The organism is Bradyrhizobium sp. SMVTL-02, from assembly GCF_051853005.1.
Taxonomy (GTDB): Bacteria; Pseudomonadota; Alphaproteobacteria; order Rhizobiales; family Xanthobacteraceae; genus Bradyrhizobium.
Map to the genome: position 1 here is coordinate 8,173,966 of NZ_CP182469.1, position 24,816 is coordinate 8,198,781.

Below are 24,816 nucleotides of genomic sequence, written 5' to 3' on the forward strand. Positions count from 1 at the left end.
AATGACGGCTGCGGTCGTCACTCCGCCCAGATCAGCTCCTGCAGCTCGACCAGATCACCCGCCCTCTCCTGCCAGCCCTCGATGCAGATGTGGCTGTTGAGGTCGCTGGCATGGTGCAGCAGCATCAGCGCCATCAGGCGGCGCTTGAGCGCGAAGTCGAGCTTCGCATAGCCAAAACCTTCGAGCAGGCTCTTCACCCTCCCCGGCCGTCCGGCGGCCATGAAGGCGCTGGGGCCGAGCAAATCGTAGTCGCGCCAGCCGGCGCGCACGTCGCCGAAGTCGAACAGGCCTTTGAGCGACCATGCGCCGTCATCGCGGCCGAGCAGGAAATTCTCGGGGATGTATTCGCCGGTCAGGATCACCGGCGGCGCATCCATCGGAATCAGCGCGGCCGCATCGCGCAGGAGATCGTCGAGGCCTTCGAGGAATTTCGGCGCAAGGCCGAGGCGTTCGTGCCGCGCACGGCAGCCCCGCATCTGGGCACGCATGAAGTCGTCCCAGCGCGGCTCGATGTGTGCGAGCGGACCGAGCGGGGCGCGCTGCACCGAGGCGATGGTCTCGCCGATCTGGCGCAGCACACGCTCCTTCTGGTCTTCCGCCAGGGACGGCCACACCTCCGAGCCGAGCGTGCCGGCAAGGCGGGTGATGACGAGATAGGGCCAGCCGTCGCGCACCCCTTCCGCGACGATCTCGGGGATGGGCAAGGACAGCCGGCCGGCAAGTTGCGTCAGCGAACCTCGTTCGGAGAGGAATTGCGCGCGAAGCAGCGGCGGGAAGACCTTCAGGATCAGGTTCTCGCCGAAGCCAACCACGAGATTGGTGCCTGTCGCGAAGACGTGCGGCGCGCTGACATCGAGACCGTGGCCGCGCGCGATGTCGAGCGCGATTCCCAGCCATCGCGCGCGGTCGGCGCGAAAGATGCGAAAGCTTTTGGAGTCGATGATGTGAGGCAGTTTCAGCGACATTGCGACCTTGATGCATTTCAAAATCAGTTTCCCCGCGGTCCCATCCGTCGAGACGCCCGCTTTGGCGGGCTCCTCAGGATGAGGGCGGAGTGCGTGGCAACAATTTCGCGGGCACCGATGCCGCTTAGCCGCCATCCTGAGGAGACCGCGACAGCGGTCGTCTCGAAGGACGAGGCGAGCGCTGAGACCGCCGCTATCGCTCCGGACTTGCGCGCTCGAACTGGCGCAGCAGCTTGTTGCCGCGCTCGACCGCGGAATCGAGCGCTCCCTGCGCGCTCTTCTGGCCGGTAAAGGCCTGCTCCAGCTCGTCCTCGATCACGCCGCGGATCAGGACGAAGGAGCCGAGCCGGATGCCCTTCGAGTTCTCCGTCGGCGGATGCAGCGTGATCTCCTCGAACGAGATCGCCGATCCCGGATTGCGCTGGTAGAACCCCTGCGCCCGCGTCAGCTCGAAAGCGGCGCGGGTCACAGGCAGATAGCCGGTGTTCTGGTGCCAGGCGGCCTGCACGCCGGGCTGCGACAGATAAGCGAAGAACCGCGCCACGCCCTTGTATTCCTCGCGCGGCCGGTCGCGCAGCACCCACAGCGTGGCGCCGCCGATGATCGAGTTCTGCGGCGCATCCTTCACGTCCGGCCAGTACGGCATCATGCCGTAGCCGATCTCGAATTTCGAATTCGCCTTGATGTCGGCGCGCGTCGCCGAGGAGCCGATGAAAATGCCGCATTCGCCGTTCTGGAAGCGCGGCTCGGCGGACTGGCCACGACCGCCATAGTCGAACACCTTGCTCTTCTGCCATTCGGCGAGCTGGGCGACGTGCTTGACGATGACGGCATTGTTGATGGTCAGCTCGGCATCGAGCCCGGCAAAGCCGTTGGTGCGGGTCGCGAGCGGCAGATTGTGGAAGGCGGAAAAATTCTCGACGTGAATCCAGGACGGCCAGGACGTGGTGAAGCCGCACGGCGCGCCGCGATCGCGCAGGCGTTTGGCGGCGGCACCGAGCTCGGGCCAGGTCCTCGGCGGCGCCTCCGGATCGAGGCCGGCGTCGCGGAACATGGACTTGTTGTAGTACAGGATCGGCGTCGAGGAATTGAACGGGAACGACAACAGATTGCCGGCCGCATCGGTGTAGTAGCCGGAGACCGCGGGAAGGTAGTCGTCGAGCGAGAACGGCTCGCCCTCGTCCCGCATCAGGCTGAACACCGGATAGATCGCGCCCTTGGCCGCGGTCATCGTGGCGGTGGCGACCTCGTTGACCTGGACGATCGCGGGCTGGCTGCGCGAGCGGAAGGCGAAGATCGCGGCCGTCACCGTCTCGGTATAGCTGCCCTTGTAACTCGGGACGATGCGGTAATCCGGCTGCGAGGCGTTGAAGTCGGCGGCGAGCTTGTCCAGTTGCCGGCCGAGCTCGCCGGACATGGCGTGCCACAGCGCAATCTCGGTGGCGGCGCGCGCTGGCGCGGCCAGCGAGAGAGCCGCGAAGACGGCGAGGACCTGCAACAGGCGCGATGCTGACGTCACGATGGCTCTTCCCGTGTCGCACGACCAAAGGCGACCGGTCCTGCTTAAGGCGGGGCGTTTGCGGTTTCAACGGGAATGAGAGGCGGCCGCACCGCACAATCAGCCCGCGGGCCGGGCGCGGGATGGCCTTCCCTTGACCATCTGCTAGATTGCATTGAACCTTTTGGTCCCGCCATAGACTCCACCACTGAGGGGTTGAGTGTGCCAGTGTGTTGAACCGTGCCGAACTCTCGCGGACCGGGGTGATCTTCGTCGCGCTTCTGCTCGCCGTCTGCGCCACGGGCGCCGTCGCGCGCGAATTTCGCGCCGCCGACACCCAGACCGAGGATTATCCGACCGTCCAGGCGCTGCGCTACATGGGCGCGCTGATCACTGAACGCACCGGTGGCCGGCACCAGATCAAGGTGTTCCACTCCCGCCAGCTCGGCGAGGAGAAGGAGACCATCGAGCAGACCCGGGCCGGCGCGATCGACCTCAACCGGACCAATGTCGCCCTGATCGGCAATTTCGTTCCGGCCATGAACGTGCTCGCCATGCCGTTCCTGTTCCGGTCCATCGAGCACATGCAGAAGGTGCTGGACGGGCCGATTGGCAGCGAGATCCTGAACAGTTTCGAGCCCTACGGCTTCGTCGGGCTCTGCTTCTACGATTCCGGGGCACGGTCGATCTACAACGGTGTCCGCCCTATCAGGAGCATCGAAGACCTCCGGGGCCTGCGGATCCGTGTGCAGCAGTCGGAGTTGATGAGCCAGATGATCCGCTCGCTCGGCGCCGAACCGGTCGAGATGCCCTACGGGCAGGTGCTCACCGGGCTTGCCAACCACCTGATCGACGGCGCCGAAAACAACTGGCCATCCTTCGTGACGACCGACCATTACAAGCATGCCGGGCACTACACGTTGACCGAGCACACGATGAGCCCCGAGGTGCTGGTGATCTCGCTGAAGGCCTGGCGGAGCCTCCCGGCGGAGGACCAGACCATCTTCAGGGAGGCCGCGCAGCGCTCCAGCCGGTTCATGCGCGAGAAGTGGCGCGACCTCGAGGAGCAGTCGCAGCGCAAGGCGGTCGCAGCCGGTGTCAGCATCGTCAGGGACATCGACCGCAAGCCGTTCGAGAATGCCATGGCCCCGATCTACACGAGGGCCGCCCGGGACCCCGCCGCGGCCGCACTGATCGAACGCATTCGCAAGGTGGAGTGAGCCCCGTTGCCTGCGCCTGGAAACAGCGAGCACGCAGACAGGCCGTCCGGCCCGATCGGGGGGGTGCGCGTGCGTCTGGTCGGCGTGCTCCGCGCAGTACCGATCCGCTGGCGCATCCTGTCGATCGCGGCGCTGAACTCCGCCGTCGTGGTGGTGCTGGTGGCGCTGATCTGGAACGGCTCGCAGGTGCTGGGCTCGGCCTGGGACGACGTGCGCCGGGTGCGCGAATCCGACCGCATCCTGGCGCTGCTCGAAAGCGAGACCGGGCGCCTGCACAATCTGATCCACCGCTACATCAACCAGCCGAGCCCGGACCTGTTCGCCGAGATCCTGTTGCTGCGCGAGGCGGTGCTGGGCACGCTGAGCAACCGTGCGGCCAAGGACCCGATGCTGTCGGGCTCGGTCGAGGAGCTGGAGCGCACCACCGAGCGCTTCCTCAACGGCTTTGGCGAGCTGCGCAGCGTGCAGGCGACGATCGCGAAGACCTATGAGGACCAGGTGCAGGGGCCGGCCAGGGACATGGCGGGGCTCTATTCCATCATCGAGGGTGCCACCGGCCATCGCGACGCGCTGATCTGGCCTTCGCTCGGCAAGTCGCGCGAGGCTTTCACCGCAATGCTGGTCGCGGCCAATTCCTACTATCTGTCGCAGTCGAAGGGCGCGGCCGACGATGCGCGCCGCCACACCGAGACGATCGAGAAGACCATTCCCGTGATGATCGATCTCGCCGACAACGACCTCCAGCGCATGGCGCTGCAGCGGCTCGGGGCCCGCACCGCGTCCTTACGCGAGGGCTTTGCCAAACTCTCCGAGCAGCTGACGAGCCGCACCGAGCTGCTGCGCAACAGCATCGACGTCAGCCAGGCCGAGGCGATCGGCGCCATCGACGATCTCTCGACCAAGATGCGCCAGCGCGAGCAGAAGGCGCAGGAGACCTTCGACCGCACGCTGGCGGACATCTCCCGCCGTGTGCTGTCCATTGCGGTGATCTTCCTCGGCATCATCCTCACCGCGGGCGTCTTGATCGCGCTGTCGATCCGCCTGCCGCTGCAGCAGATCATGGCCGCGATGCGCGCGATCACGCTCGGCAATCTCGATCGCGAGGTGCAGGGCACCATGGCACGCGACGAGGTCGGCGCCATGGCGCGCGCGGTGGAGGTGTTCCGCGAGAACGCGATCGCGAAGCGGCAGACCGAGGACGAGCTGCGTGCGTCGAAGGAAAAGGCCGAGAGCGCGCTGCTCGAGCTCAATACCGCGCAGCAGAATCTGATCGATGCCGAGCGGCTGGCCGCGCTCGGCGGTCTCGTCGCCGGCGTTGCCCACGAGGTCAACAACCCCATCGGCATCAGCCTGACGGTCGCCTCCAGCTTCGCCCGGCGGACCGAGATCTTCGAGGCCCAGCTCAAGGGCGACGGCGGCCTGCGCCGCTCGCAGCTGGAGGAGTTCGTGCAGTCCTCGCGCGACGCCTCGCAGCAGCTCGTCGCCAACCTCACCCGCGCCGGCGAGCTGATCCAGTCGTTCAAGCAGGTCGCGGTCGACCGCTCCCATGCCGAGCGGCGGCAGTTCTCACTCAGCGAAGCCACCGACCAGATCATCGCGAGCTTAAGGCCCGTGCTGAAGCGCTCGCCGATCACGCTCGAGGTCGACGTGCCCGAGGGGCTGCTGCTGGACGGCTATCCCGGCTCCTACGGCCAGATCCTGACCAACCTCTTCCTCAACGCCGCCAACCATGCCTTTGCCGACGGGCGCGCCGGCACCATCACGATCTCGGCGCGGCCGCGCGGGGCTGACGACATCGAGATCATCTTCACCGACGACGGGGCCGGCATGACCCCGGACGTGCAGCGCCAGGCCTTTGACCCCTTCTTTACCACGAGGCGCAATGAAGGTGGTACGGGACTCGGGCTGCATATCGTCTATAACCTCGTCACCCAGCAGCTCGGCGGTCGCATGATGCTGGAATCCAAGCTGGGACAAGGCACCACTTTTCGCATTATCATGCCGCGAGTCGCCAAGGGCGGCGCGCAAAGCACAGAGACTGACGGGACTTCTCAATGGCCGAACAGGACGATGTCCTCCACCTGATCGACGACACCGGCGCCGCGTCGGAGGACCAGAACGCACGAAAGTGGAAGATCGCCGTCATCGACGACGATCCGGCCGTGCATGACGGCACCCGCTTCGCGCTGTCCGACTATACCCTCAACGGCCAGAGCCTCGAGATCCTGTCGGCCTATTCCGCGGCGGAGGGCCGCGAGCTGATGGCCGCGCACGGCGACATCGCGGCCGTCCTGCTCGACGTCATCATGGAGACGGATGTGGCCGGCCTCGATCTCGTCGAGTTCATCCGCAACGAGATCAGGAACGAGACCGTGCGCATCATCCTGCGCACCGGCCAGCCCGGCCAGGCGCCCGAGCGGCGCGTGATCGTGCAGTACGACATCAACGACTACAAGGCCAAGACGGAGCTCACCGCCGACAAGCTGTTCACCTCGCTGACCGCGGCGCTGCGCTCCTATCAGCAGCTCGAGCGCATGGTGCAGACGCGGCGCGGGCTCGAGATCATCATCGACGCTGCGTCCACGCTGTACGATTTCAAGTCGATGCAGCGGCTCGCCGAGGGCGTGCTGACCCAGCTCGCCTCGCTGCTCAACGTCGACTGCGCAGGTATACTGGTCCTGCGCGATAATGGCGGCGTCGACCCCGAGTTGTCGGTGCTCGCCGGCAGCGGCTGCTACAGCCGCTTCATCGGCACCACGTCGTCGAAGGCGCTCGACCCCGAGCTGCGCGAGATGGTGGAGGCCGCGTTCCAGCGCCGCAAGAACGAGTTCGCCGATCATCGCAGCGTGATCTACCTGCGCACCGGATCCGGCCGCGAGGTGGTGGTGCTGCTGCAGGCCGAGCGCGAGCTCTCGGAGACCGACCGCTCGCTGGTCGAGATCTTCTCCTCGAGGCTCTCGATCGCCTTCGACAACGTCATCCTCTATCAGCAGCTGCAGGACGCCAACACGCAGCTGGAAGACCGCGTCGCCCAGCGCACCCGCGCCCTGATGCAGGCCAACCGCCGCCTGTCGGCGCAATGGCTGCGGCTGCAGCGCGCCAACGGCTTCAAGAACGAGATCCTGGGCACCGTCGCACACGACCTGAAGAATCCGCTCGGCGTCATCCTCGGCCGCACCGAGATGCTGAAGGAGCTGATCTCGACCGGCGCATCCGAAAGCGGCGTGGTGGCCCAGGTCGATCACATCCGCGACGCCACCAAGCGCCTGACCACCATGGTCGACCATCTGATCTCGGACGCGATGGCCGATGCCTTCGACATCACCATCCGCCGCGAGCCGGTCGACGTCGCGGCCCTGGTCAAGGAGGTCGCCGAGGCCAACCAGCCGCTCGCCGTCAACAAGCAGCAGGCGATCAGCGTCACCGCGCCGTCCAACATCGTCACCATGTGCGACACCGACCGCATCCGCGAGGCGATCGACAACCTCATCAGCAACGCCATCAAATACTCGCCGATCGGCGGCAGGATCGGCGTCGCCGTCGTCCACGAGGGCAGCGACACCATCGTCCGCGTCAGCGACGAGGGCGCCGGCCTGTCGCCGGAGGATCTCGGCCGCCTGTTCGGCCGGTTCCAGCGGCTGTCCGCCAAGCCAACCGCCGGCGAGAGCTCGACGGGGCTTGGGTTATCCATCGTCAAGCGTATCATCGACATGCACGGCGGCGAGGTGACCGCCGAGAGCGACGGCCCCGGCAAGGGCTCGACCTTCACCATCACCCTCCCTGCGACAGAGATGCCGTGACCTAGAGACCATGACCCAAAGCCAGCACATCATGATTGTCGACGACGAGGCCCCGGCCCGGGAGATGGTCGGCGATTACCTCAAGATGCACGGCTTCACCGTGACGCTGTGCGACGGCGGCAAGAGCTTGCGCGCCGCGATCCAGGGCAGCATGCCCGATCTCGTCGTGCTCGATCTCAACATGCCCGAGGAAGACGGGCTCTCGATCATCCGCGACCTCAAGAGCCGCATCAACGTGCCCGTGATCATGCTGACGGCGACCGCGAGCCCGATCGACCGCGTCGTCGGCCTCGAGCTCGGCGCCGACGACTACGTCGCCAAGCCGTGCGAGCTGCGCGAACTGATGGCGCGCATTCGCTCGGTGCTGCGGCGGAGCACGCCGGTGAAAGCGGCAGCGGAGACGGCGGCGGCGAAATCCGACAAGGACCAGCTGGTGCGCTTCGGCACCAAATGGCTCGACCTCGAGGCGCAGGCGCTGCGCGACGACGAGGGCAACGAGCATCCGCTGACCGCATCCGAATTCGGATTGCTGAAGGTGTTCGCGGCCAATCCGAAGCGCGTGCTGTCGCGCGAACGCTTGCTCGAGCTCGCCAATGCGCGCGATGCCGAAGCCTTCGACCGCGCGGTCGACCTCCGCATCATGCGCATCCGCCGCAAGATCGAGCCGGATCCGGCCAAGCCCGCCGTGATCCGCACCATCCGCGGCGGCGGCTATCTGTTCTCGCCGCAGGGCGAGAAGGCGTAAGCTCGGCATCGCTGCCTCCAACGTCACATTGCGAGCGCAGCGAAGAATCCAGAATCCCTCCGCGGAAGGACACCTGGATTGCTTCGCTGTGCTCGCGATGACGGAGCAAGTGGCATCGGCGCCACTCTCCATCAGGCATTTCAGGCCGCGGACCCACCGCCCGCCTTGAGCCCATCAAACGCCCTGGACCGGCGCTTTCCCCCCGCGACCGCAGCGCTGGGGCTCGCGCCACCGAACGCAATCCCCCAAAATTCGTTCCCCTCGCCTCGGCGCGCCTCCAAATCCCACCCCCGTATTTTCCGTATATTGAAATTCCACGGTTTTTTGCCCCGAATGTTTCGTCGCGCCTTCTGCGACGAAACAATTTGGCGGCGCACGAAACCATTTTCCGCTTTTGGCGCAGACGTCCCGAAACGGTGGCTGATTAACACTTTGCTCCAAGGAAACGCCGCTCGGTTGCGGCGCTACGGGGAGCCAGGTCCATGCCGAACGTCATCGCCATCAACGCCCAGGCCAGCCAGAGCATCATTGCCGCTCAGGCGACTTCGGACGACATGCTGCTCGAAAGCATTGCCGACGGCAACCGGACCGCGATGCACATCCTTTATTGCCGGCACAATGTGCGGGTCTACCGTTTCATCCTGCGCATCGTGCGCGACGTCACCACGGCGGAAGATCTGGTCAGCCAGGTGTTCCTCGACGTGTGGCGCACCGCCGGTCAATTCCAGGGCCGCTCGCAGGTCTCGACCTGGCTGCTCTCGATCGCCCGCTTCAAGGCGCTGACTGCGATGCGCCAGCGCCGCTTCGAGGACATCGACCAGGAAGACGTGCGCCAGATTCCCGACGATTGCGACACGCCCGAGACCTCGCTCGACCGCAGCGACACCAGCGCCATCCTGCGCGCCTGCGTGGCAAAATTATCGCCCGCGCATCGCGAGATCATCAACCTCGTCTACTACCACGAGAAGTCGGTGGAGGAGGTCGGGCAGATCATCGGCATCCCCCAGAGCACGGTGAAGACGAGGATGTTCTATGCCCGCAAGCAACTGGCCGATTTGCTTAAGGGCGCCGGCGTTGATCGTTTCGCCGCGTAAGCACAAGGATTTCAAGGGGATAGGACATCAATCTCGATCCTGTCCCCGGACACGGAAGCGTTACCGCCGATGAAACAATTGAAACAAACGACAACATCAGGCGGAAAAACTTCCCCCCTATAAAGGTCCCATACGGTTTCGTTAAACCTCCCAAGACCTCCAGCGACCCGGACGATGCCCCCGTCCGGGTCGTTTTTATTTGGGCCCAGGCTCTCGCCGCGGGCTCCCGCCTCTCCCGCGCCGCGAGCGGGGGAGGGAGCGCACCTCCTGTGCGGTTAGCAATTGCTCCGCCAACAACCGCACCCGTCACGAAGGCGTGACGTCGCGTAACGACCGCCCCATCGCACACGAACTGCCCTCGTGACCTCCATCACGAGTGCCCCGATGCTCGAACTTCTCTTCGCCGTCCTTGCCGGCATCCTCACCATCGCCGCGCCCTGCACGCTGCCGATGCTGCCGATCCTGCTCGGCGCCTCGATCGGGCGCGCGGGGCACTTGCGCCCTGCGATGATCGCGATCGGCTTCGTCGTTTCCTTCTCCGTGGTCGCGCTGCTGCTAGGCGCGCTGACGCGGCTGTTCGATTTCGATCCGAACGTGCTGCGCGAGGCGGCGTCGATCCTGCTGCTCGGCTTCGGCCTGGTGATGCTGTGGCCGGCGCCGTTCGAGTGGCTGTCGATCCGGCTCAATGGCTGGCTCGCTTTCGGCAACGCGAGCGGCGTGCAGCGCGAGGGCGCGCTCGGCGGGCTCATCCTCGGCACCACGCTCGGCCTGGTCTGGACGCCCTGCGCCGGACCGGTGCTCGGCTCGATCCTGACGCTGGTGGTGACCTCGAAGAACCTGGCCTGGGCCGGCACGCTGCTGGTCGCCTACGCCATTGGTGCTGCGATCCCGATGCTCGCGATCGCCTATGGCGGACAGGCCGCGACCACGCGCGTGCGCAGCCTGGCGCGGATCTCGCCGCGGCTGCAGCAGGGCTTTGGCGTCATCGTGATCGCCTTCGCGGTCGCCGCCTATTTCCAATACGACACGCTGATCGTGGCGTGGCTGACCGGCTTCTATCCCACCGGCCAGATCGGCCTGTGATCATCCCAAGGCTTCACCGGAGGAGACTTCCATGACTCTCAAACTGCTCGCAACGTCTGCTGCACTGATCGGCATCACTGTCATCGGCGCCGTCATCCCCGGCATCTGCGACGAGGCCGCGCGTGCTACGCCGGTCACCATCGCCGCCGCGAGCCAGCAGGCCGCGCCCGACTTCACCGGCATCACGAACTGGTTCAACTCGAAGCCGCTGAGCCTTTCCGAGCTGCGCGGCAAGGTCGTGCTGGTCGACTTCTGGACCTATGGCTGCGTCAACTGCGTCAACACGCTGCCCCACGTCACCGACCTCTACGCAAAATACAAGGACAAGGGCCTCGTCGTGGTCGGCGTGCACACGCCGGAATTCCCGTTCGAGCGCTCGGCCGCCAACGTGCAGGCCGCGCTGAAGCGCCACGGCATCACCTATCCGGTGGCGCAGGACAATGATTCCAGGACCTGGAACGCCTACAGCAACCAGTATTGGCCGGCGCAATACATCATCGACCAGAGCGGCAGGATCGTGTTCCAGCACGCCGGCGAAGGCCGCTACGACGAGATCGACCGCACGGTGGCCAGGCTGCTCAACGCCAGCAGTTGATCCCGCGCGGAGATCGTGCGGCTGATTTCGCCTGACGCCCTTGTTGCTTGACTCCGCAGACCCGTCCGTGGAGTTTCGCGCCATCGGAACCAGCCGCCCGCAATGGACGACGCGAACACCAGCACCGACATCCGCCTTCGTGAAGGCTCCTCGATCGCGCAGCGGCTGGTCGTGTCCGGCTTCGCGGCCGCTGTCGCGCTGTGCTTCACCCCGGGCCTGTTCACGCACGACGCCCTGGAGATCGTCATCACGGTGGTGGCGCTGCTGGTCGGAGCCGGGTTCGTCGTCGGCATCATGATGGCCCCGGCGGTGGTGTGGATCATCACGCCCGATGAGATCCTGATCGGGCATCAACGGCCATTCGGGAAACTGCAGACGCGGCTCGTCGGGAAGGACGAGATCAGCAGATTGCAGGTTCCCGGCAGCAGGCGGGTGAAGGCCCGCTTTCAACTCGTCTTCACGCTGGTCTCGGGAGAGCGCCTGACATCGCCGCCGATCTCAGACGTCACGCATGTTCACGACACCGTGGCGCGGATCGCCGCGCAGTTCGATGTCCCCAACGTCGAGGCCCCCAGCAATCCGCTCGATGCCAGCAATCCCGAGATGCATCTCGGCGAGCCGCTCGAGGCGTTTTCCGCGCGCGATATCCGCATCGTCGCATTGATCGCCGTCGCGTTGTCCGCCGTGCCCTACGCCTACAAGCTCTGGCGCGGATGGCCGCCCAGCCATGTCGATATCCTGCTGCTGCCGCTCGGCGCTCTCGCCGCGTTCGCGGTCTACAGATACGCCAACCTGGCGACCGGCGCGTTCTGGGTCATCCGGCAGGGCGATATCCGCGTCGAAAGATTGTGGGGCGACGGCACGCCGCGCACGGACAGCATCAGGGGAGACGAGGTCAAGACGATCACCGTCGAGCGCCGCGGCCGGTCGGAGGACGAGCATTGCATCGTGGTGATCCGGCTCCATTCAGGACGAAGGTTTCGCAGCCCCCGCATCGGCTCACGGCTCGAGGCCGGTGCGGTGGGAGCTGAAATCGTGCGGCGGCTCGGGATCGCGCCGGAGAGCAACAAGATCTAGCTCCTGAGTCAGACTCTGAGGAGCGCGCCCTTGCGCGCGTATCGAAGGATGGGGCGCGCGCTCAGGCCGCCGTCAAGAAATCCCACGCGATCCCTTCCCGCAGCCGGGGAGAGGGAGCCCACTACCACCGCGGTACCATTCTGGGCTTTTCGCGCCATACCCTGTTTGTGGCGTTGCCCAGGCCTCGTAAAAAACCGAAGCATTCTCGTGACATACCAGCCGCGCGCGCCATCAACTTGCCATGAACATGCCCCTGAGATTTGATGGTTCCGAATGATTTGCGCTGTGGCAGCGGGGAGAGCTTGAAATGACGGATTATCGTCGCCTGACCGGGGCGTTCATCACGGCCCTCAGCCTGGTTCTGACCACCTCATACGGCTCCGCCCAGCAGCCGGACCGCGGCGACGAGCCGGGCCTGATCGCCGACGAATCCTACCAGCTCGATCCGGAATGGCAGAAGCAGGTCGTGTACTTCCGCACCACGGAAGCACCGGGCACCATCATCGTCTCGACGGCCGAACGGCACCTCTATCTGGTACAGCCCGGCGGGCGCGCGATCCGCTATGGCATCGGCGTCGGCCGCGACGGCTTCCAGTGGCAGGGGCTGGTGACCATCACCAACAAGAAGGAATGGCCGGACTGGACGCCGCCGGCGGAGATGATCCAGCGCCAGCCCTACCTGCCGCGCTTCATGGCCGGCGGCCCCGGCAATCCGCTGGGCGCCCGCGCCATGTATCTGGGCACCACCGTCTATCGCATCCACGGCACCAACCGTCCTGACACGATCGGCACCAAGGTGTCCTCGGGCTGCTTCCGTCTCGTCAACAACGACGTCGCCGATCTCTACGATCGCGTCCCTGTCGGCACCAAGGTCGTGATCCGGCAGAAGCCCGAGCTCTAAGGGCTATGGTTCGAGCATGATCGCACCGATCATGCTCCGCCCCCTCCTGCCATTTCCTTTTCCCGATTTTTTCGAGAGAGAGACATCATGCGCACTTTTCGAGGCGGCCTGCTGATCGGGCTCGCGGTCGCCGTGCTGGTCGGCGTGCTCGCCGTCATCTACGAGTTCTACGACACCCGCACCCTGAAGCGCACCGTTCGCCGCGGCGAGGTGCTGTGCGGCGTCAACAAGGGCCTGCCGGGCTTCTCGATCCCCGACGACAAGGGCAACTGGACCGGCTTCGACGTCGATTTCTGCCGCGCGGTGGCGGCGGCGATCTTCAACGACCCGAACAAGGCGAAGTTCGTTCCGCTCGACGCCAGCGAGCGCTTCAAGGAATTGCAGAGCCGCAAGGTCGACATCCTCTCGCGCAACTCGACCTGGAGCATGGCGCGCGAGCTCGACTACGATCTTTATTTCCCGGCGGTTGCCTATTACGACGGCGCAGGCTTCATGCTGCCGCGGTCGCGCAACAAGGAGACCTCGCTGGACCTGACCGGCAGCAACGTCTGCGTGCAGGCCGGCACCACCACGGCTCTCAACGTCTCCGACTACTTCCGTGCCAACAACATGAAGTATGAAGAGGTGAAGTTCGACAAGCTGGATGACGTGGTGAAGGCCTACGACACCGGCAAGTGCGACACGCTCTCCGCCGACGTCTCGCAGCTCTATGCGCTGAGGCTGAACCTGTCGAAGCCCGGCGACCACATGATCCTGCCGGACATGATCTCCAAGGAGCCGCTCGCCCCCGTGGTGCGCCAGCGCGACGACGACTGGATGATGATCGTGAAGTGGACGCTCTATGCGATGATCAACGCGGAAGAGCTCGGCGTCTCCTCGGAGAACATCGACGAGGCCCTGAAGTCGAAGAAGCCAGAAGTGATGCGCCTCGTCGGCACCGAAGGCAATTACGGCGAGCAGCTCGGCCTCACCAAGGACTGGGTCGTCCGCATCATCCGCCATGTCGGCAATTACGGCGAGATGTACGAGCGCAACATCGGCGAGAAGTCCAAGCTGAAGATCCCGCGCGGCATGAACCAGCTGTGGAACGCCGGTGGCGTGCAGTACGCGCCGCCGATGCGGTAACAGGTCCCTCCGCCGTCATTGCGAGCGAAGCAAAGCAATCCAGAACTTTCCACGGCGACGGTCTGGATTGCTTCGTCGCAGGCGCTCCTCGCAATGACGAGCTCGGGGCAGGCGCTTTCCACGCCCTCAACTGTCATCGCCCGGCTCGATCGGGCGATCCAGTACGCCGCGGCCTCTCCTTAAGATCACTGCTGCCTCTGGATTCGGTCGCCCGGCTTGACCGGGCGAGGACACCGATATTGAGGCGCGCGCCGCCTGCCGCGCCTCAATACCCCCGCGCCCTTGCCAGTTGCTCGGTGTGGTAGTTCGCATCGCCGAACAATTCCTCGCAGACCCGCGCGCGCTTCATGAAGAAGCCGATGTCGAACTGGTCGGTCATGCCCATGCCGCCATGCATCTGCACGCCCTCCTGCACCGCGCGCGTGGCGGTGGTGCCGGCACGCGCTTTTGCGACCGCGACGGCTGAGGCGGCCCTGGCAACGTCGGCATCCAGCGCCTGCAGCGCCTTCATGGTGGCGGCGCGGGTGATCTCGATGTCGACATAGAGCTGGGCGGCGCGGTGCTGCAGCGCCTGGAATTCGCCGATCAGCTTGCCAAACTGCTTTCTGCTCTTGAGATACTCGACGGTGCGGCCGAAGACCTCCTCGCTGAGCCCGACCATCTCGGCGGCGACCGCGCCGCGGCCGATGTCGAGCACGCCGTCGAGCAGCGTGGCGCCCTGATCGACCTCGCCGAGCACGCTGTCGGCGGTGACCTCGACATTGGCCAATTCGATCCGCGCCGCGTTGTGTGCATCGACCATGATGGTGCGCTCGACGGCAACGCCCTTGGCCTTGGGGTTGACCAGGAACAACGTCAAGCCGTCGCGCTCGCCGGCCGAGCCTGCGGTGCGCGCGGCGACGATGAAGAGGTCAGCGACATGGCCGTCGACGACCAGTGCCTTGGCGCCGGAGAGTTTGAAACCGTTGCCGGCGCGCACGGCCTGCAGGCCGGTTTGCAGCGGGCGATGCTTGGCGCCCTCGTCGACCGCGAGTGTCGCGAGCAGCGAGCCGCTCGCAATCTTCGGCAGATATTCCGACTTCTGCGCGGCGTTGCCGCCGCGGTTCAGCGCGGAGGCCGCGACCACGCTGGTGGCGAGGAAGGGGGACGGCATCAAGGTGCGGCCGATCTCCTCCATGATGACACCGACTTCAATGAAACCAAGGCCGCTGCCGCCGAACTCTTCCGGCACGAGCAGGCCGGCGAAGCCCATCTCGGCGAAGGATTGCCACAGCTCCTTGGAGAAGCCGGTGGGATCCCTGGAATCGCGCAAGTGACGCAGATGCGACACCGGCGCCTTGTCGCTGATCAGCCCGCGCGCGCTGTCGCGGAGCATCGATTGTTCTTCGGTGAGGACGAGGGCCATGTGCGTGTTTCCGATTCGAAATCTATTTGTCGCCGTCATTTTGGGAGGGGCCGCCGGCGCAGGCCCGGAATGACGGGTGGCGAGAGCGTGGCTCACGCCCCCGGCAAATCCAGGATGCGCTTGGCGACGATGCCGAGCATGACTTCGGACGTGCCGCCCTCGATCGAGTTGGCCTTGGTGCGCAGCCAGGCGCGCGGGCGGGCGCCCTGCTTCGAGCGCTCGCTCTCCCATTCCAGCGCATCGACGCCGCCGGCCGACATCAGGATCTCGTAGCGGCGCTTGTTGAGCTCGGTGCCGTAATATTTCATCGCCGAGGAGAACGCCGGATGTGCCTGCCCGGCCTTGGCGAGATCGACCGCGCGCTCGGCGCTGGCGGCAAGGGCGGCCTCATCGACCTCGAAACTCGCGATCTGGCCGCGCAGCATGGCATCATCGAGCCGCCCCAGCGCATCGGTGCCGACCGAGTCGGCCGCGATCTGGCCGAGCGGTCGGCCGACGCCGCGCTCGCCCATGCCTGAGATCATCGCGCGCTCGTGCTGGAGCAGATATTTCGCGACGTCCCAGCCGCGGTTGATCTGCCCGACCACATGCGACTTCGGCACGCGGACGCCGTCGAAGAAGGTCTCGCAGAACGGCGAATAGCCGGAGATCAGCAGGATCGGCTTGGTCGAGACACCCTTCGAGGTCATGTCGAACAGGATGAAGCTGATGCCGTCGTGCTTCTTGGCGGTGGGATCGGTGCGGACGAGACAGAAGATCCAGTCGGCGTAATTGGCGTAGGACGTCCAGATCTTCGATCCCGTGATGATGAAATCATCGCCGTCGCTTTCGGCGCGGGTCTGCAGCGAGGCGAGATCGGAGCCCGCGTTCGGCTCGGAATAGCCCTGGCACCAGCGAATCTCGCCCGCGGCGATTTTTGGGAGATGCTCCCTTTTCTGCGCCTCGTTGCCATACTTGAGCAAAGCCGGCCCGAGCATCCATATGCCGAAGCTCGACAGCGGCGGCCGCGCCCCGATCCGCGCCATCTCGGCGCGCAGCACCTTGTGCTCGGCAGCGCTCAAGCCCCCGCCGCCATACTCCTTCGGCCAGTCGGGCACGGTCCAGCCCTTGTCGCGCATGCGCTCGAACCAGATGCGCTGCGGCTCGGACGAGAATTTTGCATTGCGTCCGCCCCAGAACACGTCGGCGTCGGATGTTGCGGGCTTGCGCATCTCCGGCGGGCAGTTCGCTTCCAGCCAGGCGCGCGTCTCGGCGCGGAATTGTTCGAGATCGGCGGTCTCAGTGTCGCTGGTTTTCGGGTCAGTCATTGGTCGTTTCCATCCCTCAAAATCGACTTGTTGGCGGCGACTCTGGGCCAAGCTCCTGCGGAATTCAACCACTTCCGGCGAGCCGCATTCGGCTATAGTCCCTGCTCACGACGGTGCTTGAATACAAAGAGGAAACGACAATGCGCCTGAAGCTTCTTTCGCCCGGCGAAATGAACGAGAGCCAGCGGCAGACTTATGACGAGTCGATTGCCGGCAAGCGCGGCAAGCCGCCGGCCCCGATGATGGCCTGGCTGGGCAGCCCGGAGATGGCGCGCCACGCCACGCGGCTCGGCGAAGTGCTGCGCTTCGACACGATCTTCCCGGCAAAGCTCTCGGAGATCGCGATCCTGGTGACGGCGCGGCACTGGACCGCACATTACGAATGGTATGCGCATAAGCGCCTCGCGCTCGCCGGCGGCATGAAGCCGGAGATGATCGACGCAATCCGCGATCGCCGCACGCCCGAGTTCGACGATCCCAAGGGCAAGATGATCTACGACGTCGCGAAGTCGCTGCACGAGGGACACGGCGTCGCGAAGGGGCTCTATGAGGAGGCTGTGAAGCTGCTGAGCGAACGCGGCGTGGTCGAAGTGATCGGGTTGTGCGGCTATTACACGCTGGTGTCGATGACGCTGAACACATTTGAATTCGGGTTGCCCGAGGGCGAGGTGTCGGAGCTCAGCTAGAGCGGATGAAGTTGCGTACGACCGGATCGCATCTTGCGATGCGATCCGACCTCTCCCTTCGGGAGAGGTAGACCTCTGCCCTGCGCGGACACCCGACACCATCAATTCATCCCAATTGGTTTCCCATCCGGAAACGATGGGTTTCGGGATCGGCCCATGGCGCGGTGCCGGAGCCGGCCTTATGTGGATGGCTTGAACGGAGCATCCCCATGTCGCAGAACCCAGCCGTCGCCGCCGCCACCCGAATCGGCCACGTCCATCTCAAGGTCGCCGATCTCGATCGCGCGCTCGGCTTCTATTGCGGGGTGCTCGGCTTCGAGCTGATGCAGCGGATGGGCTCGGGCGCGGCGTTCATCTCGGCCGGCGGCTATCATCACCACATCGGGCTCAACACCTGGGAGAGCAAGGGCGGCTCGCCGCCGCCGCCGGGAACGACGGGCCTCTTCCACACCGCGATCCTCTATCCGACGCGCCCCGCGCTGGCGGATGCGCTGCACCGGGTGCTCACGGCGGGCATTGCGCTGGACGGCGCGAGCGACCACGGCGTCAGCGAGGCGCTGTACTTGCGCGATCCCGACGAGAACGGCGTGGAGTTGTATTGGGACAAGCCGCGGGAGCAGTGGCCGTTCGGGCCCGACGGCAAGCTCGCGATGTTCACCAAGCGGCTGGATGTGGAGGCGTTGCTGAGGCAACGCGAGGATTAAACTTCGCCCTCTCCCCGTCATTGCGAGCGCAGCGACTTGTCCGCCGAAGCCTCGGCGAAGGCGCAAGCAATGCAGAATCTTGCCGCGGAAACAGTCTGGATTGCTTCGTCGCAAGGGCTCCCCGCAATGACGGAGTGTGTTGAGACCGCCGTCGCCCCTCTATGAAAGCTTCGCCCGCGGCTTTCCCCGCACCATGATCAGCGCCGCGGCGACCACCTCCAGCGCGATGCAGAGATAGAACGGCAGCACGTAGCCGCCCGACCAATCACGCAAGGCCCCGACGACACCGGGGCCGAACGCGTAGGTCACCTGGTTGATCGCGGTGTTGAGGCTGATCAGCACACCGAACGAGGCGCTGTCGAACTCCTGCTGCACGATCAGCGACGGCAGAGTGATCAGGTTGCCGACCGAGAAGCCGAACACCGCGCAGCCCGCGATCAGCACATGGTCGTTGTGCAGGTTGATGACGACGAGGAGCGCGGCGGCCTGGCTCAGGAACGAGATGGCCGAAGCCAGCCGCTGGTCGAGGCGGTCGATCACCAGCGAGAACAGCACCCGGCCGACCACCGCCATCGCGGTCAGCACCGCGACGGCAACCGCGGCGCGCTCGCGGCCGATCACGGGATCGAGGAACGAGATCAGGTGCACGACGAAGCCGACCTGCGCGAACAGCACCAGCGAGAATGCGATCGTCACCGTGAGGAAGCCGACGTCGCGCAGCGCCCAGGCGCGGATCTGCGTCGACGATTGCGGCTTCTCCTTCGCCGCCGTCCAGCCGTGAAGATCGGGCGGGCGGCCGACGAGAAGCAGGATTACCGGCACGAGCAGCACCAGCATGGCGCCGGCGGCGGCATACATTGCGCTGGCAAAGCCGATATGGCCGATCAGCGTCACCAGCAGCGGCACGCCGACGATGCCGCCGAAGCTCGCGCCGTTGAGCGCGAGACTGATCGCCATGCCGCGCTTGTGGTCGAACCACAGGCTGATCGTGTTGGTGATCATGGCAAGACTGGTGCCGGCCCAGCCGAAGGCGAGCACGGCGTCGGCGAGATAGAGCTGCCAGGGCTCGCGCACCGCGCCGATCGCGACCGCGGCGGCCGCCATCGCCAGCGCGCCGGCGATCAGGCTGAGCCGCGGGCCATATTTTCGCACGGCTTCGCCGACGAAGACGACGAGCAAGGCGCCGAACAAATAGAAGAAGGTCGTGCCCGACGAGATCAGCGAGGCCGACCAGCCGCGGGCGCGCTGGAGCTCGGCGACATAGACGCTCTGGCCGTAGAAGCCGAGCCCCCAGCCGAAGGTCGCGAGCAGGAAGCAGACGGCGACGATGCGCCAGCCTTCGTAGCGCAGCGAAGATTCGTCGATGGAAACCGTATGGCGGGGGTTGTCGAGCATTTGCGCTTCTCCGTGAGGTTCTCCCGCAAGCGCCCGGCTTTCGCGCTCACCCGTTCATGACGAGCATCATGTAACAACGCGGCTTCCGAAAATCACTTCGACGGCGATCGAAGTGTCGACACTGCTGACAGTCTCATGCCAGTTCAAACCGCGTCGGGGAACTCGCCGATGGCCGCCTCCAGCCGCGCCTTGCGCCTCGCCCAGGAGACCAGCGAGAGCACGGCAAGGCCGAGCATAACAGGCGGGAACACCACCATGTTCACCGCGGACCAGCCATAGTTCGCGAGCAATTGGCCGGAGGAGAACGAACCGATCGCCATCATGCCGAACACCAGGAAATCGTTGAAGGCCTGCACCTTGTTGCGCTCCTGCGGTCGGTGCGTCTCCAGCACCAGCGCGGAGGCACCGATGAAGGAGAAATTCCAGCCGATGCCGAGCACGATCAGCGTGGCCCAGAAATGCATCGCGGTGAGGCCGGAGAGGCCGATGCCGGCGGCGCCCGCTTCCAGCAGCAATCCGGCAGCCACGATCTTCGGCGCGCCGAAGCGGGCGATCAGCGCGCCGGTGAAGAAGCTCGGGCCGTACATGGCGACGATGTGCCATTGAATGCCGAAATTGGAATCGGACACGGACAGGCCGCACATCTTCATGGCGAGCGGCGCCGAGGTCATCACCAGATTCATCAGGGGATAGGCGATGACACCGCACAGCGCGGCCGCGATGAAGCGCGGCTGGGTCACGATCATGAGCAGCGGTCGCCCGCCGTGCAGATCGGCCGGCGCAGGCCTCGGCATATCGATGCCGGCGACGATGCCCATCGCGATCAGCGCGACGGCCGCCTGCACCAGGAAGCTGAAGGCGAACAGATAGGGCTGCCAGACATCCATGGTCCATTGCACGAGCTGCGGACCGAGTACCCCGGCGAACACGCCGCCCGCCATCACCCATGACACCGCCTTGGGGCGGTACGCGGCGCTGGCGCCGTCGGCGGCTGCAAAGCGATAGGATTGCGCCACCGCGCCGTAGAGGCCGCCGAGGAAGGTCGCCAGACAAAACAGCGCGAACGAGCCGTGCAGGATCGCGAACGAGCCGAGCAGACCGGTGAGCGTTCCGAGACCCGTGCCGGTGATGAAGGCGGCGCGGCGGCCGAAGCGGCGCGAGATCGCGCCGGTCGGCAGCGTGCCGGCGGCGAGGCCCACCACATACATCGAGATCGGCACGGTCGCGAACGACATGTCGGGTGCGAGCGTGGCGCCGACGATCGCGCCGGTGGCGAAAACGACCGCCGAGTTGGCGCCGGTCAGCGCCTGCGCGGCGGCAAGGCGCACCACATTGGCACGCACGCGGGCGTCGGCGGCAATCTCATTGGCAGTCGTCACGTCCAGCATCGGCATGTCCGCCCAAAGGGCTGTGTTGATTCGCGGCACTATGGAGGGGTGAGGGAGAGCGGGCAACCGGCGCAAACGGGCGCGGGCCATGCCCCTGACGCAATCGGTGGGATGATAGCGGCGCGCGCCCTTGACGGCTTGCGCTCGATCAAATCCTATCCGCCGCAGATGACCGGAGCTTCGTTCATGCCCGTCGACGACAGGCCCACGCTTCAAGCCCCCGACGACGATCCCTGGCTGTGGCTGGAAGACATCGAAGGCAGGCAGGCGCTCGATTTCGTCGAGCGGCAAAATCAGCTGACGCTGAGCGCGTTCGGCGGGACTGCCTATGAGCGCGACCGCGATATCCTCGCCGCGATCTACGACCGTCCGGACAACATTCCCTATGTGCGGCGCCGCGGCGGCTGGCTCTACAATCTCTGGAAGGACGCCGACCATCCACGCGGCCTGTGGCGGCGCACCACGCTTCCAGAATTTCGCAAGCCCGAGCCGTCCTGGGAGATTCTGCTCGACATCGACGAACTCGCTGCAACGGAAGGCAAGGACTGGCTTTTCAGCGGGACGTCCTCGCGGCCCGGAAGCGCGCGCGTCATGCTGGGTCTGTCGCGCGGCGGCAGCGATGCCGTGACGTTGCGTGAGTTCGACACCGATACCAGGAGTTTCGTGGCGGACGGCTTCTTGCTGCCGGAAGCCAAGAGCAGCGCCGATTGGGTCGATGACGACACGCTGCTGCTGTCGAGCGCGCTAGGCGAGGGCATGGCGACGGCATCGGGCTACGCAAGGACCGTGCGGCTATGGCGAAGAGGGACCAGCGTCGACCAGGCGCCGGTGATCTTCGAGACGACCGCCGACCATATGCGCGTGTACAGCTACGTCGACGACACCGTGCCGGCACAACGCATCTGGTTCATCGACCAATCCGACTTCTTCAATTTCCGCACCTCGATTGGCACCACAGCCGGCGCCACGACGAAGCTCGACCTGCCCAGCAACATCTGGATGCAGACCCACGGCGATTGGCTGTCAGTCAAGCCACGCGCGACCTGGTCGGTCGCGGGACACACCTATGAAGCCGACGCGATGCTCGGCATTTCACTATCGGCATTTCTTGCCGGCAGCCGCGAATTCACGGTCCTGTTCGAGCCCGAACCACGGCGGGCCGTGCAGGGCTTCTTCTGGACCGGAGGCAAGCTCGTCCTCTCCATCCTCGACGAATTGCAGCCCGTGTTCGAGGTGTGCACGCCCTCAGCTTCGGGTTGGAGCAGGCAGAGAGTGGAGGGACTCCCAGGCATCGGGGTGGTCGACGTCTGGAGCCTCGATCATCATGAATCCGAGAGCAACGGCGACATGCTCGCCAACGTGCAGGATCCGCTCACGCCGCCCTCGCTGATGCTGATCGAACGGGATGTCGCGAGTCCGGCCGTTCTGAAGCAGGCGCCGCGGACGTTCGCCGCCGACGCTGTCGTGGTGACGCAGCACGAGGCAATCTCCATCGACGGCGAGCGCATTCCCTATGTCCAGACCGGCCCTGCGGGCGAGACCGGCGATGCGCCGGTCTATATGAGCGCCTATGGCGGCTTCGGAGCTTCGGTGAAGCCGTATTACAACGCTTCGCTCGGCAAGCTGTGGCTGGAGCGCGGCGGCACCACCGTGCAGGCAAATTTGCGCGGCGGCGGCGAGTTCGGCACGCGCTGGCACGATGCCGGGCGCCTTGCCGGCAAGAAACTCTCGCACGACGATTTCGCCGCCGTTGCCGCCGATCTCGTCCGCCGCGGCGTGACGAGCGCGAAGCGCATCGCGGCGCAGGGCGGCTCGAACGGCGGCATCCTCATCACCAACATGCTGGTGCGCTACCCCGAACGTTTCGGCGCATTGTTCTGCACCATCCCGCTGATCGACATGCGTCGCTATACCAAGCTGCTCGCGGGCGCGAGCTGGATCGCGGAATATGGCGACCCCGATAAGCCCGAGGAATGGGAGTGGCTGAAGACCTACTCCGCCTATCACAACGTGAAAACCGGCCAGGCCTATCCACCGATCCTGATCGCTACGACGCGGCGCGATGACCGCGTTCATCCTGGCCATGCCCGCAAGATGGCGGCAAAGCTCCAGGCGATGGGCTATGAGGCCTGGTTCTACGAGCCGGCCGCAGGCGGCCACGGCTACGGCAAGGACAACAAGGAGCGCGCCGGCTTCGAGGTGCTCGGCTATCGGTTCTTGAAGGACAAAATCGGGTGGCGGGATAGCGAATGCTGACGCTTTGCGACAGCCAAACTCGCGGCCATCCTTCGAGACGCCCGCTTTAGGCGGGCTCCTCAGGATGAGGACGGAATGCGTGGCAGCAGTTTCAACAGCCACGGCGCTGCTTAGCCTCCTCCTGAGGAGACCGCTGGAAGCGGTCGTCTCGAAGGACGAGGCCTGCGGTCAGGCGTCGCCAAATGTCATATGCGATGACCCTCCCCCGCAGGCAAGGGAGGGAGCGCACCGCCGTCGTGGCGTGCACCCGGACTTAAATCGGCAACGCCTCAGCTTCGCGCGAACACCAGCGTCAGATTGTTCGCGGGCATCTCGACCGTATCGACGAGGCAAAGGCCTGCCGCGTTCGCGAGCTTCTCGACATCGACGATGTCGCGGACGCCCCAGTCGGGATTGCCTTCGCGCAACGACGTGTCGAACACGGCATTGCTGAGCGCGGTGTGCTTGCCGTCGCGCTTGAACGGGCCATAGAGGAACAGCTTGCCGTCGGCGCGCAGATAACGGCCGGCGCCGGCGAACAGGCCTTCGGCCACGGTCCAGGGCGCGATGTGGATGACGTTGGCGCAGAACACGGCGGCAAGGCTGGTCGGCCCCTGCCCGCTCTTCATCTCCGGGCACCAGTCGGGATCGGTGAGATCGATCCGCAGCGGCGAGCGGATGTTTGGCAGGCCCGAATGGACGCGCCAGGCCTCGATGCTCTTCACATGCCGCTGGTTGAGATCGCTCGGCCACCAGATCAGGCCGGGCGTATGCCGGGCGAAATGGACCACGTGCTGGCCGGTTCCGCTGCCGACCTCGATCACGTTGCCGGTCAGCCCAGCCAGGTGCTTCTCCAGCGCCGCCCAGATCGGCTCGTGATTGCGATGGAAGGCCGGCGCATCGAGCCGGCCGTCAGGCTCGACCCGTCCGCCGTCCCTGCCAAATTCGACGACATATTCAGCCAAGTGAGGTCCCCTTGAAAAACCGAGAACGCGATGAAAACAGGATGAGCGCCCCAACGTCCTGGAACAGCCGGCCCGCACCCACTACCCTTAACGCCTGGCCAAATCGGCCGCACAAACGATCTCTTCAGTTGCAATGCGGAAGATATTAACTCCAATTTGCCGCGTGCATAGTCTTGATTGTCAGGGGCACCCCTTTGTGCTTTGGAACGCTCCTATTTCCGCGATCGAGATCATCGCCATAACGCCTCGGAATGACACCTTGACCGCCCTTGTCCGGACGCCTGTCCTGTTCATCCTGCTGGCCATCGCCGCCGGTTTCGCGAGCCCGGCACGGGCACAATCCGCCGTGACCGAGGGCCAGAAGCTCGCCTTCGACCGCGGCAAGGGCAATTGCCTGACCTGCCACGTCATCAAAGGCGGCGACCTGCCGGGAACGATCGGGCCGGAATTGAAGGACATCAAGTCGAAATACCCTGATCGTAACGAGCTGGCGGCGATCATCTTCGACGAGACCAAGCGCAATCCCCAGACCATGATGCCGCCGTTCGGCCGGAACCGGATTTTGACCGAACAGGAGATCAGCGCGATCGTTGATTTCCTGCAGACCCTGTAACGGCAGCGGCCCAGG

Annotated in this window: 21 protein-coding genes; 14 read left to right on the forward strand and 7 right to left on the reverse strand. The window is 65.3% G+C overall.

Going from position 1 to position 24,816, the window contains the following annotated elements; translation table 11 throughout:
- Nucleotides 1-17 precede the first annotated feature (17 nt).
- A complete protein-coding gene (locus tag ACNJYB_RS39155) occupies nt 18-965 on the reverse strand; it encodes an aminoglycoside phosphotransferase family protein (protein ID WP_439371809.1) in 948 nt (315 codons plus the stop codon).
- A 193-nt stretch (nt 966-1,158) separates the two neighbouring features.
- On the reverse strand, nt 1,159-2,484 hold the full coding sequence (gene ugpB, locus ACNJYB_RS39160) for a sn-glycerol-3-phosphate ABC transporter substrate-binding protein UgpB (protein WP_439371811.1): 1,326 nt from the start codon (nt 2,482-2,484) through the stop codon (nt 1,159-1,161).
- Nucleotides 2,485-2,693: 209 nt separating this feature from the next.
- Between ugpB and ACNJYB_RS39165 the strand changes: the two genes are divergently transcribed.
- The 10 genes from ACNJYB_RS39165 (at nt 2,694) to ACNJYB_RS39210 (ending at nt 14,103) form a co-directional block, all read left to right on the forward strand.
- On the forward strand, nt 2,694-3,683 hold the full coding sequence (locus tag ACNJYB_RS39165) for a TRAP transporter substrate-binding protein (RefSeq protein ID WP_439371812.1): 990 nt from the start codon (nt 2,694-2,696) through the stop codon (nt 3,681-3,683).
- A gap of 54 nt (nt 3,684-3,737) precedes the next feature.
- Nucleotides 3,738-5,768, forward strand: coding sequence for an ATP-binding protein (locus ACNJYB_RS39170; RefSeq protein WP_439375759.1), 2,031 nt, complete (start codon nt 3,738-3,740; stop codon nt 5,766-5,768).
- On the forward strand, nt 5,738-7,483 hold the full coding sequence (locus ACNJYB_RS39175; protein ID WP_439371814.1) for an ATP-binding response regulator: 1,746 nt from the start codon (nt 5,738-5,740) through the stop codon (nt 7,481-7,483). The genes ACNJYB_RS39170 and ACNJYB_RS39175 overlap by 31 nt, the downstream gene beginning before the upstream one ends.
- Nucleotides 7,484-7,493: 10 nt before the next feature.
- Nucleotides 7,494-8,228 (forward strand): response regulator, encoded by a 735-nt coding sequence (locus tag ACNJYB_RS39180; protein ID WP_439371816.1) that lies wholly within the window; start codon nt 7,494-7,496, stop codon nt 8,226-8,228.
- A 482-nt stretch (nt 8,229-8,710) separates the two neighbouring features.
- A complete protein-coding gene (locus ACNJYB_RS39185; RefSeq protein ID WP_439371818.1) occupies nt 8,711-9,322 on the forward strand; it encodes a sigma-70 family RNA polymerase sigma factor in 612 nt (203 codons plus the stop codon).
- A 384-nt stretch (nt 9,323-9,706) separates the two neighbouring features.
- Nucleotides 9,707-10,405, forward strand: coding sequence for a cytochrome c biogenesis CcdA family protein (locus tag ACNJYB_RS39190; protein WP_439371819.1), 699 nt, complete (start codon nt 9,707-9,709; stop codon nt 10,403-10,405).
- Nucleotides 10,406-10,436: 31 nt separating this feature from the next.
- Complete coding sequence (locus ACNJYB_RS39195; protein ID WP_439371821.1) at nt 10,437-11,000, forward strand: redoxin domain-containing protein; 564 nt, start codon at nt 10,437-10,439, stop codon at nt 10,998-11,000.
- Nucleotides 11,001-11,102: 102 nt separating this feature from the next.
- On the forward strand, nt 11,103-12,077 hold the full coding sequence (locus tag ACNJYB_RS39200; protein WP_439371822.1) for a hypothetical protein: 975 nt from the start codon (nt 11,103-11,105) through the stop codon (nt 12,075-12,077).
- Nucleotides 12,078-12,384: 307 nt separating this feature from the next.
- Complete coding sequence (locus tag ACNJYB_RS39205) at nt 12,385-12,978, forward strand: L,D-transpeptidase (protein WP_439371824.1); 594 nt, start codon at nt 12,385-12,387, stop codon at nt 12,976-12,978.
- Between the two features lie 87 nt (nt 12,979-13,065).
- Nucleotides 13,066-14,103: an amino acid ABC transporter substrate-binding protein gene (locus ACNJYB_RS39210; RefSeq protein WP_439371825.1), complete on the forward strand. Its 1,038-nt coding sequence runs from the start codon at nt 13,066-13,068 to the stop codon at nt 14,101-14,103.
- A 265-nt stretch (nt 14,104-14,368) separates the two neighbouring features.
- On the opposite strand, the gene ACNJYB_RS39215 is transcribed toward ACNJYB_RS39210, so the two are convergent.
- A complete protein-coding gene (locus tag ACNJYB_RS39215; RefSeq protein WP_439371827.1) occupies nt 14,369-15,508 on the reverse strand; it encodes an acyl-CoA dehydrogenase family protein in 1,140 nt (379 codons plus the stop codon).
- A gap of 92 nt (nt 15,509-15,600) precedes the next feature.
- Nucleotides 15,601-16,815 carry an acyl-CoA dehydrogenase family protein gene (locus ACNJYB_RS39220; protein WP_439371829.1) on the reverse strand — a complete coding sequence of 405 codons (1,215 nt, stop codon included), beginning with the start codon at nt 16,813-16,815 and terminating at the stop codon, nt 15,601-15,603.
- A gap of 140 nt (nt 16,816-16,955) precedes the next feature.
- Here ACNJYB_RS39220 and ACNJYB_RS39225 point away from each other — a divergent pair, with 140 nt between their 5' ends.
- Nucleotides 16,956-17,501 carry a carboxymuconolactone decarboxylase family protein gene (locus ACNJYB_RS39225; protein ID WP_439371830.1) on the forward strand — a complete coding sequence of 182 codons (546 nt, stop codon included), beginning with the start codon at nt 16,956-16,958 and terminating at the stop codon, nt 17,499-17,501.
- 209 nt (nt 17,502-17,710) lie between these two features.
- Complete coding sequence (locus tag ACNJYB_RS39230) at nt 17,711-18,205, forward strand: VOC family protein (protein WP_439371832.1); 495 nt, start codon at nt 17,711-17,713, stop codon at nt 18,203-18,205.
- A 159-nt stretch (nt 18,206-18,364) separates the two neighbouring features.
- Here ACNJYB_RS39230 and ACNJYB_RS39235 read toward each other — a convergent pair whose 3' ends face one another.
- Nucleotides 18,365-19,600 (reverse strand): MFS transporter, encoded by a 1,236-nt coding sequence (locus ACNJYB_RS39235; RefSeq protein ID WP_439371834.1) that lies wholly within the window; start codon nt 19,598-19,600, stop codon nt 18,365-18,367.
- Between the two features lie 143 nt (nt 19,601-19,743).
- Nucleotides 19,744-20,988: an MFS transporter gene (locus ACNJYB_RS39240; protein ID WP_439371836.1), complete on the reverse strand. Its 1,245-nt coding sequence runs from the start codon at nt 20,986-20,988 to the stop codon at nt 19,744-19,746.
- A gap of 186 nt (nt 20,989-21,174) precedes the next feature.
- On the opposite strand from ACNJYB_RS39240, the gene ACNJYB_RS39245 reads away from it, so the two are divergent.
- Nucleotides 21,175-23,244 carry a prolyl oligopeptidase family serine peptidase gene (locus ACNJYB_RS39245; RefSeq protein WP_439371837.1) on the forward strand — a complete coding sequence of 690 codons (2,070 nt, stop codon included), beginning with the start codon at nt 21,175-21,177 and terminating at the stop codon, nt 23,242-23,244.
- Between the two features lie 269 nt (nt 23,245-23,513).
- Here ACNJYB_RS39245 and ACNJYB_RS39250 read toward each other — a convergent pair whose 3' ends face one another.
- Complete coding sequence (locus ACNJYB_RS39250; protein WP_439371838.1) at nt 23,514-24,188, reverse strand: DUF938 domain-containing protein; 675 nt, start codon at nt 24,186-24,188, stop codon at nt 23,514-23,516.
- 259 nt (nt 24,189-24,447) lie between these two features.
- Here ACNJYB_RS39250 and soxX point away from each other — a divergent pair, with 259 nt between their 5' ends.
- The gene (gene soxX, locus ACNJYB_RS39255) at nt 24,448-24,801 is read left to right on the forward strand and encodes a sulfur oxidation c-type cytochrome SoxX (RefSeq protein WP_439371840.1); all 354 of its coding nucleotides are present in this window, start codon (nt 24,448-24,450) and stop codon (nt 24,799-24,801) included.
- Nucleotides 24,802-24,816: the final 15 nt, after the last annotated feature.

Bases quoted from the DNA above. Each gene is read 5' to 3' on its own strand.
- ACNJYB_RS39175 (WP_439371814.1), top strand. From the start codon at position 5,738: ATGGCCGAACAGGACGATGTCCTCCACCTGATCGACGACACCGGCGCC.
- ACNJYB_RS39205 (WP_439371824.1), top strand. From the start codon at position 12,385: ATGACGGATTATCGTCGCCTGACCGGGGCGTTCATCACGGCCCTCAGC.
- ACNJYB_RS39155 (WP_439371809.1), bottom strand. From the start codon at position 965: ATGTCGCTGAAACTGCCTCACATCATCGACTCCAAAAGCTTTCGCATC.
- ACNJYB_RS39245 (WP_439371837.1), top strand. From the start codon at position 21,175: ATGCCCGTCGACGACAGGCCCACGCTTCAAGCCCCCGACGACGATCCC.
- ACNJYB_RS39200 (WP_439371822.1), top strand. From the start codon at position 11,103: ATGGACGACGCGAACACCAGCACCGACATCCGCCTTCGTGAAGGCTCC.
- ACNJYB_RS39225 (WP_439371830.1), top strand. From the start codon at position 16,956: ATGCGCCTGAAGCTTCTTTCGCCCGGCGAAATGAACGAGAGCCAGCGG.
- ACNJYB_RS39220 (WP_439371829.1), bottom strand. From the start codon at position 16,815: ATGACTGACCCGAAAACCAGCGACACTGAGACCGCCGATCTCGAACAA.
- ACNJYB_RS39215 (WP_439371827.1), bottom strand. From the start codon at position 15,508: ATGGCCCTCGTCCTCACCGAAGAACAATCGATGCTCCGCGACAGCGCG.
- ACNJYB_RS39195 (WP_439371821.1), top strand. From the start codon at position 10,437: ATGACTCTCAAACTGCTCGCAACGTCTGCTGCACTGATCGGCATCACT.
- ACNJYB_RS39185 (WP_439371818.1), top strand. From the start codon at position 8,711: ATGCCGAACGTCATCGCCATCAACGCCCAGGCCAGCCAGAGCATCATT.
- ACNJYB_RS39210 (WP_439371825.1), top strand. From the start codon at position 13,066: ATGCGCACTTTTCGAGGCGGCCTGCTGATCGGGCTCGCGGTCGCCGTG.
- ACNJYB_RS39180 (WP_439371816.1), top strand. From the start codon at position 7,494: ATGACCCAAAGCCAGCACATCATGATTGTCGACGACGAGGCCCCGGCC.
- ACNJYB_RS39190 (WP_439371819.1), top strand. From the start codon at position 9,707: ATGCTCGAACTTCTCTTCGCCGTCCTTGCCGGCATCCTCACCATCGCC.
- ACNJYB_RS39240 (WP_439371836.1), bottom strand. From the start codon at position 20,988: ATGCTGGACGTGACGACTGCCAATGAGATTGCCGCCGACGCCCGCGTG.
- ACNJYB_RS39235 (WP_439371834.1), bottom strand. From the start codon at position 19,600: ATGCTCGACAACCCCCGCCATACGGTTTCCATCGACGAATCTTCGCTG.
- ACNJYB_RS39230 (WP_439371832.1), top strand. From the start codon at position 17,711: ATGTCGCAGAACCCAGCCGTCGCCGCCGCCACCCGAATCGGCCACGTC.